The organism is Streptomyces sp. NPDC050743 (assembly GCF_044456925.1).
Classification (GTDB): Bacteria; Actinomycetota; Actinomycetes; order Streptomycetales; family Streptomycetaceae; genus Streptomyces.
Genome location: NZ_JBITGJ010000003.1, coordinates 271396 through 287216, shown reverse-complemented (window position 1 = coordinate 287216; position 15821 = coordinate 271396). Strand labels below are relative to the sequence as shown.

The window sequence follows — 15821 nt, the reverse complement described above, 5'->3', positions numbered from 1 at the left end:
GCCGGCGCGCAACGCACCCGGCTCGACCGACGTCCTTCCTGGTGCGGGCCGTTGTCAGTGGGGGGGCGTAGGCTGCGCAAGCAGTGGGGGCAGTCGCGCTCACGGACGCAGGTGGGGCACGGGGAAGATCGCGGGGGAGCGATGAGCACGACCGATGCCGGGATTCCGGCGATCACGCTGACCGAGGCGGAGCTGGACCGCTATGTCACGCACGGGCCGACGCGCGGCCTGCTCGGCGGTGGCGGACTGCCTGCGGACACGGGCCTGTTGACCTTCTCGCCGCTGCGCAGGCACGGCCTGCGCACGTTCGCCGACGCCGCGGACGGCCCGTTCCGGGTGGCGGCCGAGCTGCGGGACCGGCTGGTGATAGGCGAACTGCTCAACCCGGCGGGCATGGAGCGCGAGTCGATCCTGCTCGACGGCGGCACCGGCGAGCTGACGACGGCGTACCTGTTCGCCCCGTCCGAGCCCCGCCCCTTCGCGCCTTCCCTGGCCACGCTGCTGCGCTTCGCCGCGGTCACCGAGGAACTGGCGGGCCTGCGCGGCCGTTTCACGTCCCTCGCGGGTCAGTACGGCCCCAGGACGGTCGCCGAGGCGACCCGCCGCCTGCTCTCCCTCTTCGAGGAGGGCGCGGCAGGCGAGGTCCCGCCGTACTGGAAGGCGGCGGCCCTGATCCGCCCGCTCGCCCTCGTCGCCGGCCCCGGCACCGCCTCCGGTCTCACCCTGGACGTCCCCGCGCGCGTCCTGGACCAGGAGTTCGGGCACGGCAGGGTGACCCGCTTCGAAGAGGTCGACTTCCCCACGACCCTCACGCACGAGCCGACCCGGCGCTTCCTCCGCGAGACCGGGCTGCCGGAGGAGACGGTCCTCTTCCACGCCGACACGGACGTCCCGCTGCCGACGCTCCGGGAGTACTTCACCGACGAGTACGCGGGCGACTACCCCCTGGACGAACTCCCGGCCCACGCCGACCACTTGATCCGCCTCGGCTACCTCGTCGAGGACAACAGCCTGGTGGTCGACGGCAGAACGGGCGCGGTGCTGACCTTCAGCGAGCCGGAGGCCACGCTCCACCCCCTCAACACCGACGTCTCCACCCTCGCCTTCACGCTCTGGCTCCTGCACCACGAGCGCACCATCGACGAGCACCTCGCGGGCGCACTGACGACGGAGGCGTACGACCAGCTGGCCGCGGCGATGATCCACACCCTGTCGGCCGTCGACCCCACGGGCACGGCGCCCGGCACCCAGTGGCACTACTGGACCGAGCTGTTCCAGGACGAGGCGGGCGGGGTCCTGTGACCCGGCCCGCTCGTCCGCACCACGCTCAGCCGAGGGACGCCCAGCTCTTCCAGTAGGTCGCGTCACCGGCCGCCTGGACGCGGTTCTTGAAGGTGCCGGTGCCGGTGCCCGCGTTGAGCCACAGCCGGTTCGAGGTGTCGCGGGAGACCAGGTCGTCGCGGCCGTCGCCGTTGACGTCACCGGCACCCACGACGTCCTGGTAGGAGCCGCCCCAGTCCTTGAAGACCAGGACACGGTCCTTGAGGGTGCCGCCGCGGACGCCGTTGTAGCGCCAGAGTTCGCCGGACCGGTCGAGCGCGAGCACGTCGCCGATGCCGTCGCCGTTGAGATCGCCGGCACCGATGACCCGCTTGTAGCCGGTCCACGCGGAGCGGATCTTCTTGCGGGCCAGGAAGCCGTCCGTCCCGTTGTGGGCGTACAGGTACAGATCACCGGTGCGGGCGTCCCGGGCCAGCAGGTCGGGGCGGCCGTCGCCGGTCTGGTCGCCGCTGGAGAGCAGCGTGTCGTAGCCGCTCCAGTCCCGGGCCAGGCGCCGGTACGCGGAGTCGGGCGCGGGCAGACCGCCGCAGACCGGCGTGTAGAGCCGGGTCTCGCCGCCGGGCAGCCGTACGACGAGGTCGTTGCAGCGGTCGCCGTCGAAGTCCCCGAACGGCACGACCCGGGTCGTGTCCGCCCAGGTGCGGGTCTGATAGGTGACCAGCGGATTGGCGGAGTCCTGCGTGAACAGGTTCATCGTGTCGCCCTGGCCGATGCCCACGAGGTCCGCGCGGGTGTCGTCGGCGTAGTCGTGCCACTTGGGCAGGGCCCGGCTCCCGGTGGTCGCGGTGTACGAGACGCGCGAGGAGCCGTCGTCGGCGGACTGCGTCCAGGCCGCCACCGGGCGTCCCTTGTCATCGGTGGCCACCAGGCCCGCGCTGGTCGTGCCGTCCTTCCGGGAGCTGAGGGTGCGCGGCTTCGACACGCTGCCGCCCGCCACGGTCTGGGCGACGAAGTCCCGGCGGACCGTACGGCTGGAGACGAACCGCTTCTGTGTGTAGGTGACGACCACCGCGCCGTTCACGATCTGCGCGCTGCCGACCGGGCCGTCCTCGGCGTAACGGGTCAGCTGCCGCGGGGCGCCCCAACTGCCCCGGGACGCGAGACGGGTGGCGACGGCGGGCCCGCCGCTCTGCCAGCCGACCGCGGTGACATCGCCGTTCGCGGCGGTCAGCAACTCGGCCGGCGCGGACGGGCCCGCCTCGATCCCGGTGCTCTGGCCGGCACCCCAGTCCGCCGCACCGGCCGCCTTGCGGGCGTAGGTGCCGCCGGCCAGCAACTGGAAACCGCCCTGCGGATGAGCGGCCAGCGTGACCAGCCGAGGCTGGTCGCCCAGCTGTGCCAGGGCATGCGGCGCCGTCCAGGAACCCGCCCCCGCGGGCTTCTCCAGGAACCGGTAGTGCCACTGGCAAGCCGTCGGATCGGGGTCCACCCCGTCACCCGTGTCATAGCTGTCCCCACCCCACACCAAGCCCACGGACCCGTCGGTGGCCACGGCGAGGTGCAGGTCCCGCAGCGTGTAGTCGTAGGTGTGGTCGGGCCGGACGATCGGGTCCGGGAGCCGGTCGAGGCGCGCCGGCGCGGACCAGGCGGACCGCGGGCCGGAACGCTCCACGACCGTCAGCCGGCGGTCGGCGTCCATCCAGGCGACGACCTGCCTGCCCGCGGAGTCGGCGGCGATGGTGGTCACCGGCGTCCGCCGGTCGACCCCGGCGCTCGCGGGCGTACCCGTCGCGACGTCCTCGGCCGGGCCGAAGGCGGCGCCGTCGGGAGCCAGCCGGGACATCCGCAGCGTGCTGGGCCCGCCATCCGTTCCCGGCACCCACCACAGCAGCGCGAGCGCCCCGTCGTCCGTCCGCTGCAGCGTGGCTCCCGGCGCCGCCTGCGTCGATCCCCAGGCGGCGGTGCCCGCGGGCCTGACCGAGACCACCGTCCTGCCGCCCTGAACGAAGAGCCCCGCCAGCGTCCCGTTCCGAGCCGACTCCAGTTCGACCACCCGGCTGACCCCGGCCAACTCCTTCGCCGTGCCCCACGGCCCGACCCCGACGGAAACCGCGGCACCCGTGACCGCCGCCGGCGCCGCGACCACACCGGGCGCGGCGCCTCCCACCAGGACCACGGAAAAGAGCGCGCTCCCCCAGAGCACGCGAGACCGCATCAGCATGTGTAAGCCCCCCCGGGCATAGCTGCGATGAAAGTAAAGGCAGCGTATATCAGCCAAGATCGGGGGGCATCGGCAGAGCCAGCACCGGTCATCACTCACCGGCCGCGCCGGCAGCAGTTCGTGGTCGTACTGTTGGGAGCCGGTCCGGGGAATGGGCGCGGCCGCCGGTGATCGTCGGTGTGTGAAGACAGAAGATCAGACGGTGCCCGCAGCTCACAGCATAGATCCTGCCCGGTGGCAGGAAGCGTTCGAGGTTCTGATGGGCCGTATCGCGGGGCGGTTCGTCCGGGTGGAACCACGGCGCCGGGCACGGGCGTTGGTGCTCGGGCTGTTGTCGGACCTGCCGCGCAAGAACTGCTGGACACTCGCCGAGGAGGTTTGTCCGTGCTGGTCAGAGCACTATTCGGGTGCGTCCGTCGCCGTTCAGTCCCGTACGAACAGCCGCACCCGCCGGATAGCGGTGAGCTTCGCCGTACGGCGGTGCACGGCGATGAACGAGACGGAAACTGAGATGGACGCCCACGTCTTGTATCTCGTGAGCGATCGTTCAGCGCTGCCGGAAGAAGGTCGGCCCCACGGCGCGTGGCGTTAGGCGCCCTTCGGCCTGCACTTGGGGCACGGGACCAGCCCCGTCTGTAGGGCCTCGTACAGGGTGATCTCTTCCGGCCCGTTTGTCAGGCGGCAACTCCGGTTTGCCGTCGCGTGGTAGACGGTGCCGCGTCCCTTCGGGCCACTGGGGGCATGCCGCCACTGCGAGGCGACCACCATCGTCTCCAGTTGTTTAAGTTGCCGCTGGACCTGTGCCAGTTCGTCCTGCAGTTCCTGCTGGCGTGCGCGCAGCCGTTCCTGGGCGGCGGTGACGGATTCCATCTGGCTTTCGGATCCTCTCACGGCGTGCTGGGCGCTCTCGGCGCGTCCTGCCTGAACGTACACCGTGGAGCCGGCGCCAACGGCCCTTTTGCGGCCGTTCAAAAGGCACCGCCGCCCGCGGCCTGCGGGGCCACCTGAAGCTTCGCCGCCGCCTCGCCGCTGAGGGCTCGGCGCCTGCACGCGGAGGCGCTTCGCGAGGGCATCGCCCCTTGGTGAGGCCCACAAGCTGGCAGGACGGAGCCGGCGGATTTACAGCGGGCTGGCTTCGCCCGCCCTGAGCAGGTCTTTTAGCAACTCCTGAACCCACCGGGGGACACCTGGGCAGATGCCGGGTGATCAGCACAGGCTCCAAGGGCCCGCCGTCCTTGCCGGTACGGCCGGTGACCACGGCGAGCGGGTCCACCGCCGGGATACCGAGCCGGTCGAGGTCCCGCAGCAGCTCGAACTCCCGCACCGCGGGCCGCTCGGCGAGCTCCTTGACCGCCACCACCTCGGTACCGGCGCGTGCGTAGCGCACCACGTGCCGGGAGATACCGCGGGGCAGCGGCACCAGGTAATGCTCCGGCCACTCCTCCAGGGGCACCTGCCAGGGCAGTTCGAGCAGGAGCGCGGGGTGCTCCGGATTGGTCGCGCTGATCTGCAGAGCCATCGATGAACTGTCTTCGCCTCACGGTCGGCCGACGTACCAAGGAGCATCGCCGCACCAGCACGGCACCGGAGTCAACAGGCGCCCCGGATCTCGGACGCCTCACCCGCCACGGCTCGGCCCGCCCGGGCGGCGGCACCGGACCTGGATGCGCCGTCTCCTTCGTCGCGCCGCATGGCGAGCAGCAGCGTCATGTCGTCCGTCCGGTCCGCCGTGTGCAGGACCCGGTCCGTGATCCGGTCGGCGACCTCCGTCAGGCGGAGCCCGCCCACGCGGCCCGGCGCCTCCCGCGCATCCGACAGTGCCGCCCGCAGCGCCTCGACCCCCTCGCCGAGGTCCGCCCCCGGTCGCTCGACCAGCCCGTCGGTGTACAGCGCCAGCACGGCCCCCGGTTCCAGCCGCAGCCGTGTCACCGGATACCCGGCCCCCGGATCCACTCCGAGCACCACCCCACCGGGCAGGTCCAGTACCGTGGTATGCCCGTCCGGATGGCTCAGCAACGGCTGCGGATGCCCGGCCCGCGCGGCCCGCGCCGCCCCCGTGACAGGATCGAGACGGACGTAGCAGCAGCTTGCGAACTGCCCCGGGTCGAGGTCTATCAGCAGCCGGTTCGTACTGCTCATCACCTGGTCCGGAGGATGGTCGCCGAGCGCGAAGGCTCGGATCGCACTGCGCAGTTGTCCCATGGTGGCCGCCGCCTGCACCCCGTGGCCCTGCACGTCGCCGATGACCAGTGCCAGCCCGTCCCCGGCCTCCACCACGTCGTACCAGTCGCCGCCCACGTCCAGGCCCTGGGTACCGGGCAGATAGAGGACCGCGGTTTCCATCAACGGGTGCTCGGACAGCCGGTGCGGCAGCAGGGCCTCCTGCAGACCGCGGGCCAGCGCCGCCTCGGTGTCGTATTGGCGGGCCCGCTCAAGGGCCTGCGCGATCAACCCCGCGAGCGCGGTGAGCACCGTACGTTCCTCGGAGCTGAAGGTACGTGCATGCTCGAAGCCGAGGATGCAGGAGCCGACCGGCCGCCCGGAGGCGATCAGCGGCAGGAAGGCCCGCGCGCCGGTTTGGGCGTCACTCGGGATGCCCTGGTAGGCGGCCCGCATCTGCTCCATGGACTCGAAGAACAGGGGGTGCCCGGTGGTGAGCGTCTCCACACTCGGCAGCTTCGCGTCCAGCCCCACCCCTTCGAACTGATCGAGGGATCCCGGCGGGAAGCCGGTCTCCCAGGCCAGGTGCAGACGCCGCTCGTGGAGCAGGTAGATGGCCAGACGACGGCATTCGAACGCCGGCAGCAGCTCACGCATCACCACCTCGGACACCTGATGCGCGGTCAGGGCCCCTGACAGGGCGATCCCGAGCACGATGGGGCGGTACGCAGAGGACAGCGCCTCCTTGGCGTCGCGCGTCCCCGTCGTCACTGCCGTCTCGTCCACCGAGACCGCGTCCGCCGTGTGCCCGAGCGGCACCACCTGGCAGGTCACCACGTCGGGGCCGGGATAGACCAACAGGGTGAGCCAGTCGCTTTCACGCTCACCGTGCGGCCCCAGCTTGGAGTGCTCGACCTGGAAGCGCACCGGCTCTGCCGACAGCAGCGCCGCCCGCAGCTGGTCCTCGTAGCCGCGCCGGTCCAGCCACGGCAGGACCTTCAGCAGCGGTCGGCCGACCAGTTCCGTCCGCGGCCGCCCCAGCAGGTCCGCGGCCCGCGGGTTGACGTAGGTGATCAGCCCCGTCCGTTCGAACGCGAACACCCCGTCCGGGAGGAGATCCGCGCTCTCCGCCGCAGGACCGGGCCCCGGATCGACAACGAGACCGCCCACACGGTACCCCTCGCGGGCCGGTCCCTCGGTCCAGAACTCCAGCAGCCGATGTCCGCCGTCTCCGGCCCGCACCCACAGGGGCCGGGCGGGCGATCCCCGGGCGGCCTCGCGCAGCGCGGACGACACGACGGGACCGTCATCGGGGGAGACGGCTCGGGCGAGCACCTCCGGCGACTGGGCGATGTCCTTCTCGCAGCCCCCGGTCAGCCCCCAGAAGGTGGTGTCCGCGGTGACCGTGCGCTCGGCCGGGTCCCACAGGAAGTGCCCGACGCGTCCCTGCGCGCAGCCCGTCGCCGGGGGTCGCACACAGAGCGGGGGCCCGTCCCACACCACCGGGTCCCCGCCCACGTCCACGGCATGGAGGACGTCGCCGAGCCGGTCCGCCATGGTCGTCAGCCTCCGGTCGGGCAGCGGCTCGGTCACGTTCGGCTGTGCGGGGCGCATCACCCCCAGAACGCCGTAGGTCGTCCCGCCGCCGCGCACCGGCACGAAAACCACGCCGAAGTGGAACGGCAGCGACGCCGACACCTGGGGGTAGCGCCGCATCATGTCCGTGCCGTCGTTGAGGACCACCGGCAGGCCGAGCCGGTAGGCGTCCGCGACGGGAACCGGCCGGTACTGGGGCATCCGCCACCACGGCCGCATCAGCTCCGCGGGCATCCCGGAAAGTACAGCCAGGCGCAGCACGCCGGGCGTACGGGAGCGCAGGTACACGCCGCCCGTCGCCAGGCCGCCCGCGGCACGGATCGCTTCCGCCACCGCTCCGATCAGCGCGTCGATCACCGTTCCGGGCGCGCCGTCCGCGCCTTCGATGCGCACTCGCATCGGTTTCTGTCCTTGTTGCCTACCGTTTCCGGCCGTCGGGTCGATAACACAACAAGCATGCGCCGCGCTGCCCCGTACGCGCATCCGGACGCCTTCACCCCATGGGGGCCCTCACCTCACGCGGCGGAACACGTCGTCGGAGTCGTCCCAGGTGGGCAGCCGGCCGCCGCTCCCGTGGAACGCGCGAGGCCGACTGGTACATGCGTCGATCTCGACCGCGTACCGGCGGGCGATGGCGTCCCGGCGCAGCTTCATCGACGGCGTCAGCAGCCCGTTCACGACGTCGAACGGCTCCGGCAGCACCCGGAAGACCCGGATCGACTCGGACCGCGACACCGTGCTGTTGGCGGCGGCCACCGCCCACGCGATCTCCTGCCGCAGCGCGTTCTCCTCCCGGGCGTCCCGGCCCGGGGTGTCCCCGCGCGTGAACAGGGCGCCGACGCAGGGCCGGTTGTCGCCCACGACGACCGCCTGGTGAATGAGCGGATGCACCCGCAGCCGCTCCTCCAGTGCCGCCGGGGCCACGCTCTTGCCGCCGCTCGTGACGATGATCTCCTTCTTGCGGCCCGTGATGGACAGATAGCCCTCGGAGTCCAGACGCCCGATGTCGCCCGTGGCCAGCCAGCCGTCGCGCAGCACCGTGCGGGTGCCGTGGTCGTCGCCCACATACCCCTGGAACACCGACGGGCCGCGCACCAGGATCTCCCCGTCCTCGGCCACCCGTACGTCGACACCCGGAAGCGGGCGCCCCACCGTGCCGGACTTCTCCCGCCCGATCGGCTGCGCGGTGATGCCTCCGCTCGTCTCGGTGAGCCCGTACCCGTCGTGGACGAGGATGCCGATGCCCGCGAAGAAGAGGGCGAGATCCCGGTTCAGGGGCGATCCCCCGGACACCGCCCCGCACACCCGCCCGCCCGGCGCGGCGCGCAGCTTGCGGTACACGGCCTTGTCGTAGAGGGCGTGCTGCAGTCTCAGGTCGAAGCCGGGGCCGGGCCCGGTGCCCAGCCGCTGCCGCTCGGCCGCGAGCGCGTAGTCCTGCGCGGTGCGGACGGCCCGCTCGAACAGGGCGCCCCGGCCCGCCTGCTGGGCGGTTTGGAGGAACTTCTTGTACAGCTTCTCGAAGACATACGGCACCGCGTACAGGTACGTGGGCCGGAACGTCGGCAGCGACGAGGCCAGGGCCTCCGCGGCCAGCTCGGGTTCGTGGCCCATGAGGACGCCGCCACGCAGACACAGCTGCTGGAGCATCAGCCCGTCACATGCGAGAAGGGCAGGAAGACGAGGATGGAGGGCTGCTCACCGGGCGGTGCCGCGGTGTGCCGCCAGCCGGCCGGCAGTGTGTCGCAGGGGCTCGCCAGGTTGCGGTGGCTGAGCGCGCACCCGCGGGGGTGTCCGCTGGTGCCGGAGGTGTAGGCGACGATCGCGGTCGAGTCCGGCAGCACGATCCGGCGCAGCGAGTCGACGGTCGTGGCCGGGACCGGGCGGCCGCGCGCCACGAGATCGTCCAGCGCGCCCACGTCCAGTTGCCAGACGTGGCGCAGCCGGGGCAGCGAGCCGCACACCGACCCCACGGTCATCACGCCCTGCTCGTCCTCGACGACCACGGCGACACAGCGGGCGTCCCTCAGGATCCACCCGGTTGCCGGGGCGGATGCTGGAGGCGACGAGTCCCCTCGCCAGATCGACCACTTCGTCCCGTAGTCCGGCCGCCGTCACGGGGATCCAGGATCCGTCGTCGCTGCGGCGTGCCACGAGGGGGAGCCCCGGGTTCCGGCTCGCCGTGTCGAAGACGCTGTCGGCGAGCCCGCCCGTCATCACGGGCCCTGACACCGGGTCCGGGGCGGCCGGACGGGCGTTCCCAGGCCTTGTCGGCGGCGACCGCGTCCGGCCGGGTGCGTGGACGGCCGACGGGGCCGCGGACCCGTAACTTCACGAGTACGGGCAGGAACTGTGGGCTGTCTGCGGCCTGGCCTGCGGTCAGCACGAACGCCAGCGGGCGGCACTTTCGGTCGGCGGCGAGGTGGACCTTGCTGGTCAGCCCGCCCCTGGAGCGCCCGAGGAGGGCAGCCTTCAGCCTCAGCTTCCGCCGACGCCGGATGCGTCGCCGCTCCTCGTGCCCGGGACCGGTCTCGGTGTCCTGTCCATCTTGTTCATCGCGGCTGCCCCTTTTGACCTGGCCTTCTCCGCCTCGGCGGCAGCCTTCTCCAGGGCTGTGAGGACGTCCTGGTCCAGATGCATCCCGGCGGCGTCGTGGTGAGCGCGCGCGGTGGTGGAGTCGATGCTCACCAGCGTCAGGTCCACCTCACCCCGCTTCGCGGACTCCGCTATCAGGCCCTCCAGCAATGCCTCGAAGACGCCGGCGTCGCGCCACTGCCGGAAGCGGTTGTGGACGGTCGACCAGGCACCGAACTGCTGCGGCATCTCCTGCCATTGTCCGCCGGTCCTGAACCGCCAGATCACACCCTCGAACTGCTGCCGCAGCCGTTCGGGATATGGGCCGTACTCGCCGATCGGCAGGTACGGCCCGATGAACTCCCATTCCTGATCCGTCAGTTGCACTCGCGTCACGCAAGAAGGTCTACCGCTCCAGGACCGGCCCCGAGGGCGAATCCCGCAGATTGATCGCGACCCAATACGCGCCCTAGTGCAGCCGACGAGAACGCTAGCTAGTGCGGCAGTGACCGCCATGGAGATGGCGCGAGCGCGCATGTCCCCCTGAGGTTGTTGTTCGTTCAAGGGTCATCATCCGACATGCGAGGACTCAGTGAAGGGTGTGGGGGGCTCGTGTGGCGTCGAGTCGGTCGAACAGGTGGGTGGGCCTATCAACTGAGACGGGAACTGAGACGGACGACGAACAGGGCGGCACCCCGCTAGGGGTGCCGCCCTTTCCTTTTGCCTGGTCAAGGCACAAGAGGCCGTGGCGGGATTCGAACCCACGTAACTCGCTTTGCAGGCGAGCCCCTGAACCACTCGGGCACACGGCCGTGTTCGTGGGAACGACGTTATGGCGAGGTGTTCCACGGGCTCAAGGCGAACGGCGGGGCTGCAATGCGACTGCCACACGGCGTTCATGAACGGCCCGGAGGCGTACACCAAGGTCGCAGGGTGGGCGGGACCACCGACAGGGGTCAAACCGTGCTGTGGGCCTTACTCTGTCGGCCATGAGTGCCCTTGAGTCGCGTGACGCCGATGTCGTGGAGCCCGTCGAGCAGGGCGACGGTGTGCTGGGCGGGGCCTACCGGGCGCTCAGTGTGGGGATCGTGTCCGTCGTGCTGCTGATCGCCTTCGAGGCGACCGCCGTCGGCACCGCGATGCCGGTCGCGGCGCGGGAGCTGGACGGCCTGGCCCTGTACGCGTTCGCCTTCTCCGGGTACTTCACGACCAGCCTGTTCGGCATGGTGCTGGCCGGTCAGTGGTCCGACCGGCGGGGGCCGCTCGGGGCGCTGACCACGGGGATCGGGGCCTTCGCCGCGGGACTCGTCGTCGCCGGGACCGCGCAGGTCATGTGGGTGTTCATCCTCGGGCGGGCGGTGCAGGGGCTCGGCGGCGGACTGGTCATCGTGGCGCTGTATGTCGTCGTCGGCCGCGCCTACCCGGAGCGGCTGCGCCCCGCGATCATGGCGGCGTTCGCGGCCGGCTGGGTCGTACCGTCCATCGTCGGCCCGCTCGCCTCCGGCGCCGTCACCGAGCACCTGGGCTGGCGCTGGGTCTTCCTCGGTATCCCGGCCCTCGTCGTCTTCCCGCTCGCCCTCGCCCTGCCGCAGATACGGCGGAGGGCGGCCGGCCCGGTGGACGAGGATGCCGGCGCCCTCGCCTTCGACCGGCGGCGGATCCGGCTCGCGCTCGGCATCTCCCTCGGCGCCGGCCTGCTGCAGTACGCCGCGCAGGACCTGCGCCCCCTGTCCCTGCTCCCGGGGCTGGCCGGCGCCGCCCTGCTCGTGCCCGCCGTCCTCGGCCTCCTTCCGCGCGGCACCTACCGGGCGGCCCGCGGCCTGCCCTCCGTCGTGCTGCTGCGCGGTCTGTCCGCCGGTTCCTTCATCTCCGCCGAGTCCTTCGTGCCGCTGATGCTGGTCACCCAGCGCGGCCTGTCACCGATGCTCGCCGGGCTCTCGCTCGCGGCGGGCGGCGGCACCTGGGCGCTGGGCTCCTGGGTGCAGTCCCGGCCGCGCGTGCAGCCGTACCGGGAGCGGCTGATGACCGGCGGCATGGTGCTGGTCGCCGCCGCGATCACGGCCGCCCCCAGCGTGCTCATGCACTCCGTGCCCGTCTGGACCGTCGCCGTCGCCTGGGGCTTCGGCTGCTTCGGCATGGGCCTGGTGATCTCCTCCACCAGCGTGCTCCTGCTGAAGCTGTCCGCCCCGGAGGAGGCCGGCGCCAACTCCGCCGCACTGCAGATCTCCGACGCCCTCTCCAACGTCGTCCTCCTCGCCGCGGCCGGCGCCGCCTTCGCGGCCCTGGGCGGCGGCAGCGCGGCGGCCACCACGGCCACGGCCACCGACGGCAGCCACCCCGCCGCCTTCGCCGCGGTCTTCCTGCCGATGGCGGGGGTGGCGCTGGTGGGGGCCTGGGTGACGACACGGCTCAGGGCGCGGTGACCTGGGAAATCCGGTCGCCGGGAGGCCTGCCGCACCCTAGCCTTCCCCCATGCCCGAGCTGACCCTCTCCCTCGACACCGCCACCCGGCAGGCCCTGGACGACCTCGCCGACGCCTCCGGCCGCCGGACCGACGAGGTCGTCCTGGCGGCCGTACACCGGTATCTGAGGGAGGAGCAGGCGGTCGTCCGCGCCCACGCCGAGCGCCTCGCGCGCAGCCACGCCGCTCTGCTGCGGAGGCTGGGCGAATGAGCCGCCACCTCACCGTCGCCGAGGTCACCGCCGTCGCCGAGATCGCCTTCGGCGGCCGGCCGCCCGAGGCACGCGAGCCGGGCCTGCTGGCCTCCGCCGTGCACCGGCCGCGGGCCCGGATGTTCGGTACGGCCGCCTACGAGGACCTGTACGAGCAGGCCGCCGCCCTGCTGCACGCCCTGGCCGCCAACCACCCCCTGGTCGACGGCAACAAGCGCACCGCGTGGCTCGCCACCGCCGCCTTTCTCGCCGTCAACGGGGTGGATCTCGCCGATGCCGACCAGGACACCGCGTACGACCTGGTCATCGAGGTGGCCTCCGGTGACCTCGGTGATGTCGGGGTGATCGCGGGGCGGCTGCGGCAGTTGTGACGTGGCTCCCACCCACGGGCGACCCGGCCTCGTTCGCGCGTTGACACCGCCGGGGCGCCGGTAGGGTGGCCCGGTTGTCATACGTAGCCGAGCCGCCCGACCCGCAAGACATACGGAGACCGTGACTACCACCGCCGCTTCCTCCGCTCACTCCCACCACCTCTCGCCCGCCTTCCCGGGCCGCGCGCCCTGGGGTACCGCCAGCAAGCTGCGTGCCTGGCAGCAGGGGGCGATGGAGAAGTACATCCAGGAGCAGCCGCGTGACTTCCTCGCCGTCGCCACGCCCGGCGCCGGCAAGACCACCTTCGCGCTGACGCTGGCCTCCTGGCTGCTGCACCACCACGTCGTGCAGCAGGTGACCGTGGTCGCGCCGACCGAGCACCTGAAGAAGCAGTGGGCCGAGGCGGCCGGACGGATAGGGATCAGGCTCGACCCCGAGTACAGCGCCGGGCCGCTCGGCCGGGAGTACGACGGCGTCGCGGTCACCTACGCCGGCGTCGGCGTGCGGCCCATGCTGCACCGCAACCGCGTCGAGCAGCGCAAGACCCTGGTGATCCTGGACGAGATCCACCACGCCGGTGACTCCAAGTCCTGGGGCGAGGCCTGTCTGGAGGCGTTCGAGCCGGCCACGCGCCGGCTCGCCCTGACCGGTACGCCCTTCCGGTCCGACACCAACCCCATCCCCTTCGTGACGTACGAGGAGGACAACGCCGGCATCCGGCGGTCCGCCGCCGACTACACCTACGGGTACGGGTCCGCCCTGTCGGACGGCGTCGTCCGGCCGGTCATCTTCCTCTCCTACAGCGGCAACATGCGCTGGCGCACCAAGGCCGGTGACGAGGTCGCCGCCCGGCTCGGCGAGCCGATGACCAAGGACGCGATCAGCCAGGCCTGGCGTACGGCGCTCGATCCGCGCGGTGACTGGATGCCCAGCGTGCTGCGCGCCGCCGACCAGCGGCTGACCGAGGTGCGCAAGGCCATCCCGGATGCCGGTGCCCTCGTCATCGCCTCCGACCAGGACTCCGCGCGCGCCTATGCCAAGCTGATCCGGGAGATCACCGGGACCAAGGCGACGCTCGTCCTGTCCGACGACGCCGGCGCCTCGAAGCGGATCGACGAGTTCAGCGACAGCAACGACCGGTGGATGGTCGCGGTGCGCATGGTGTCCGAGGGCGTCGACGTGCCCCGGCTCGCGGTCGGCGTGTACGCGACGACGATCTCGACCCCGCTGTTCTTCGCGCAGGCCGTCGGGCGTTTCGTACGGTCCCGGCGGCGCGGCGAGACCGCGTCCGTGTTCCTGCCGACGGTGCCCGACCTGCTGACCTTCGCCAATGAGATGGAGAAGGAACGGGACCACGCCCTCGACAAGCCCAAGAAGGAGGGCGAGGAGGACCCGTACGCCGAATCCGAGAAGGAGATGGAGGAGGCGAACAAGCAGCAGGACGAGGACACCGGCGAGCAGGACATGCTGCCCTTCGAGGCGCTGGAGTCCGACGCCGTCTTCGACCGGGTGCTGTACGACGGCGCCGAGTTCGGCATGCAGGCGCACCCGGGGAGCGAGGAGGAGCAGGACTACCTCGGCATTCCGGGACTGTTGGAGCCCGAGCAGGTGCAGCTGCTGCTGCAGAAGCGGCAGGCCCGGCAGATCGCGCACAGCCGCAAGAAGCCGGACAGCGAGGCCGACCTGCTGGAACTGCCGGCCGAGCGGCGGCCGGTGGTCACCCACAAGGAGATGATGGAGCTGCGCAAGCAGCTCAACACGATGGTCAGCGCGTACGTCCACCAGAGCGGCAAGCCGCACGGGGTGATCCACACCGAGCTGCGCCGGGTCTGCGGCGGGCCGCCCAGCGCGGAGGCCACGGCGGGTCAGCTGCGGCAGCGGATCGCCAAGGTGCAGGAGTGGGCCACGCGGATGAGGTGACACTCCGCGGGGCGGCTGCTCGGGGCTGCGCCCCGGCCCCCAGGGACTGGCGCGTGTCAGTTCCTGGGGCGTGTGCGTATCCGGACGAATTCAGGCAGGCCGGATCTGGTCTTGCCCGGATTCTGGACGGAGACTTCCGCTCAGCGAACCTGCTTCGCTACTGTCCCGCTACGCATACGCCCCGTGGCAGCGCCGCCGCGGAGCGCAGCCGTGAAGCGACATGCCCGGAGCCGCCGGGCCATCCTGCCGATCGGCGGCCTCTGAAACGCGTCGCCGACGGGACTCGGCGACGCATTCGCCGCTCAGGGGGTCCGCCGACCTCACCGCCGAAGGAGTGGGCGTCGTGACCGCGGAGACCTCTCAGACGCTCGACCGGGGACTGCGTGTCCTCAAGTTGCTGGCCGACACCGACCACGGGCTGACCGTCACGGAGTTGTCCACGAAGCTGGGCGTGAACCGTACCGTGGTGTACCGGTTGCTCGCCACGCTCGAACAGCACGCCCTGGTACGGCGGGACTTGGGCGGACGGGCCCGGGTCGGGCTCGGGGTGCTGCGGCTCGGCCGGCAGGTGCACCCGCTGGTGCGGGAGGCCGCGCTGCCCGCGCTGCGGTCGCTCGCCGAGGACATCGGGGCCACGGCGCATCTGACGCTGGTGGACGGGACGGAGGCACTGGCCGTCGCCGTGGTCGAACCCACGTGGACCGACTATCACGTGGCGTACCGCGCCGGGTTCCGGCATCCGCTGGACCGGGGCGCGGCCGGCAAGGCGATCCTGGCCGCACGGCAGTCGCCATCCACGGATCCCGGGTACACCCTCACCCACGGCGAACTGGAGGCCGGCGCGAGCGGGGCGGCGGCGCCTTTGGTGGGCGTCACGGGCGTCGAGGGCAGCGTGGGCGTCGTCATGCTGTCGGACTCCGTACCGGAACGGGTGGGACCGAGGGTGGTGGAGGCGGCGAAGGAGGTCGCCGAGGCGCTGCGCTGACGCCGACCCTGCCCGATCGCCCTGCGTCGATCGGCTGACCTG

The 15821-nt window shown here is 71.9% G+C and carries 9 protein-coding genes, 1 tRNA gene and 3 pseudogenes; 6 read left to right on the top strand and 7 right to left on the bottom strand.

Annotated features, from left to right (window positions below):
- Nucleotides 1–141: 141 nt before the first annotated feature.
- Nucleotides 142–1302, top strand: coding sequence for an SUKH-4 family immunity protein (locus tag ACIBJF_RS05555; protein WP_399172391.1), 1161 nt, complete (start codon nucleotides 142–144; stop codon nucleotides 1300–1302).
- A 25-nt stretch (nucleotides 1303–1327) separates the two neighbouring features.
- Here ACIBJF_RS05555 and ACIBJF_RS05550 read toward each other — a convergent pair whose 3' ends face one another.
- The 7 genes and pseudogenes from ACIBJF_RS05550 to ACIBJF_RS05520 all read right to left on the bottom strand — a co-directional run bounded on the left by ACIBJF_RS05550 (nucleotide 1328) and on the right by ACIBJF_RS05520 (nucleotide 10641).
- A complete protein-coding gene (locus ACIBJF_RS05550) occupies nucleotides 1328–3502 on the bottom strand; it encodes an FG-GAP repeat domain-containing protein (RefSeq protein ID WP_399172390.1) in 2175 nt (724 codons plus the stop codon).
- 588 nt (nucleotides 3503–4090) lie between these two features.
- Complete coding sequence (locus tag ACIBJF_RS05545) at nucleotides 4091–4372, bottom strand: hypothetical protein (RefSeq protein WP_399172470.1); 282 nt, start codon at nucleotides 4370–4372, stop codon at nucleotides 4091–4093.
- A gap of 315 nt (nucleotides 4373–4687) precedes the next feature.
- Nucleotides 4688–5021, bottom strand: a pseudogene (locus tag ACIBJF_RS05540) (DUF4032 domain-containing protein); the annotation flags it as partial.
- 71 nt (nucleotides 5022–5092) lie between these two features.
- On the bottom strand, nucleotides 5093–7657 hold the full coding sequence (locus tag ACIBJF_RS05535; RefSeq protein ID WP_399172389.1) for a SpoIIE family protein phosphatase: 2565 nt from the start codon (nucleotides 7655–7657) through the stop codon (nucleotides 5093–5095).
- A 111-nt stretch (nucleotides 7658–7768) separates the two neighbouring features.
- A pseudogene (locus ACIBJF_RS05530) lies at nucleotides 7769–9472 on the bottom strand (AMP-dependent synthetase/ligase).
- 25 nt (nucleotides 9473–9497) lie between these two features.
- Nucleotides 9498–10225, bottom strand: a pseudogene (locus tag ACIBJF_RS05525) (transposase); the annotation flags it as partial.
- A gap of 344 nt (nucleotides 10226–10569) precedes the next feature.
- Nucleotides 10570–10641: transfer RNA gene (locus ACIBJF_RS05520), tRNA-Cys, on the bottom strand.
- A gap of 177 nt (nucleotides 10642–10818) precedes the next feature.
- On the opposite strand from ACIBJF_RS05520, the gene ACIBJF_RS05515 reads away from it, so the two are divergent.
- The 5 genes from ACIBJF_RS05515 (at nucleotide 10819) to ACIBJF_RS05495 (ending at nucleotide 15779) form a co-directional block, all read left to right on the top strand.
- A complete protein-coding gene (locus tag ACIBJF_RS05515; protein ID WP_399172386.1) occupies nucleotides 10819–12252 on the top strand; it encodes an MFS transporter in 1434 nt (477 codons plus the stop codon).
- Nucleotides 12253–12301: 49 nt separating this feature from the next.
- Nucleotides 12302–12502, top strand: a complete 201-nt coding sequence (locus ACIBJF_RS05510) for a hypothetical protein (RefSeq protein WP_399172385.1) — start codon at nucleotides 12302–12304, stop codon at nucleotides 12500–12502.
- Nucleotides 12499–12873 carry a type II toxin-antitoxin system death-on-curing family toxin gene (locus ACIBJF_RS05505; protein ID WP_399172384.1) on the top strand — a complete coding sequence of 125 codons (375 nt, stop codon included), beginning with the start codon at nucleotides 12499–12501 and terminating at the stop codon, nucleotides 12871–12873. The genes ACIBJF_RS05510 and ACIBJF_RS05505 overlap by 4 nt, the downstream gene beginning before the upstream one ends.
- A gap of 121 nt (nucleotides 12874–12994) precedes the next feature.
- The gene (locus ACIBJF_RS05500) at nucleotides 12995–14794 is read left to right on the top strand and encodes a DEAD/DEAH box helicase (RefSeq protein WP_399172383.1); all 1800 of its coding nucleotides are present in this window, start codon (nucleotides 12995–12997) and stop codon (nucleotides 14792–14794) included.
- Nucleotides 14795–15137: 343 nt separating this feature from the next.
- On the top strand, nucleotides 15138–15779 hold the full coding sequence (locus tag ACIBJF_RS05495; RefSeq protein WP_356309366.1) for a helix-turn-helix domain-containing protein: 642 nt from the start codon (nucleotides 15138–15140) through the stop codon (nucleotides 15777–15779).
- The last annotated feature ends 42 nt before the right edge of the window (nucleotides 15780–15821 follow it).

Bases quoted from the DNA above. Each gene is read 5' to 3' on its own strand.
- ACIBJF_RS05555 (WP_399172391.1), top strand. From the start codon at position 142: ATGAGCACGACCGATGCCGGGATTCCGGCGATCACGCTGACCGAGGCG.
- ACIBJF_RS05550 (WP_399172390.1), bottom strand. From the start codon at position 3,502: ATGCTGATGCGGTCTCGCGTGCTCTGGGGGAGCGCGCTCTTTTCCGTG.
- ACIBJF_RS05545 (WP_399172470.1), bottom strand. From the start codon at position 4,372: ATGGAATCCGTCACCGCCGCCCAGGAACGGCTGCGCGCACGCCAGCAG.
- ACIBJF_RS05535 (WP_399172389.1), bottom strand. From the start codon at position 7,657: ATGCGAGTGCGCATCGAAGGCGCGGACGGCGCGCCCGGAACGGTGATC.
- ACIBJF_RS05515 (WP_399172386.1), top strand. From the start codon at position 10,819: ATGAGTGCCCTTGAGTCGCGTGACGCCGATGTCGTGGAGCCCGTCGAG.
- ACIBJF_RS05510 (WP_399172385.1), top strand. From the start codon at position 12,302: ATGCCCGAGCTGACCCTCTCCCTCGACACCGCCACCCGGCAGGCCCTG.
- ACIBJF_RS05505 (WP_399172384.1), top strand. From the start codon at position 12,499: ATGAGCCGCCACCTCACCGTCGCCGAGGTCACCGCCGTCGCCGAGATC.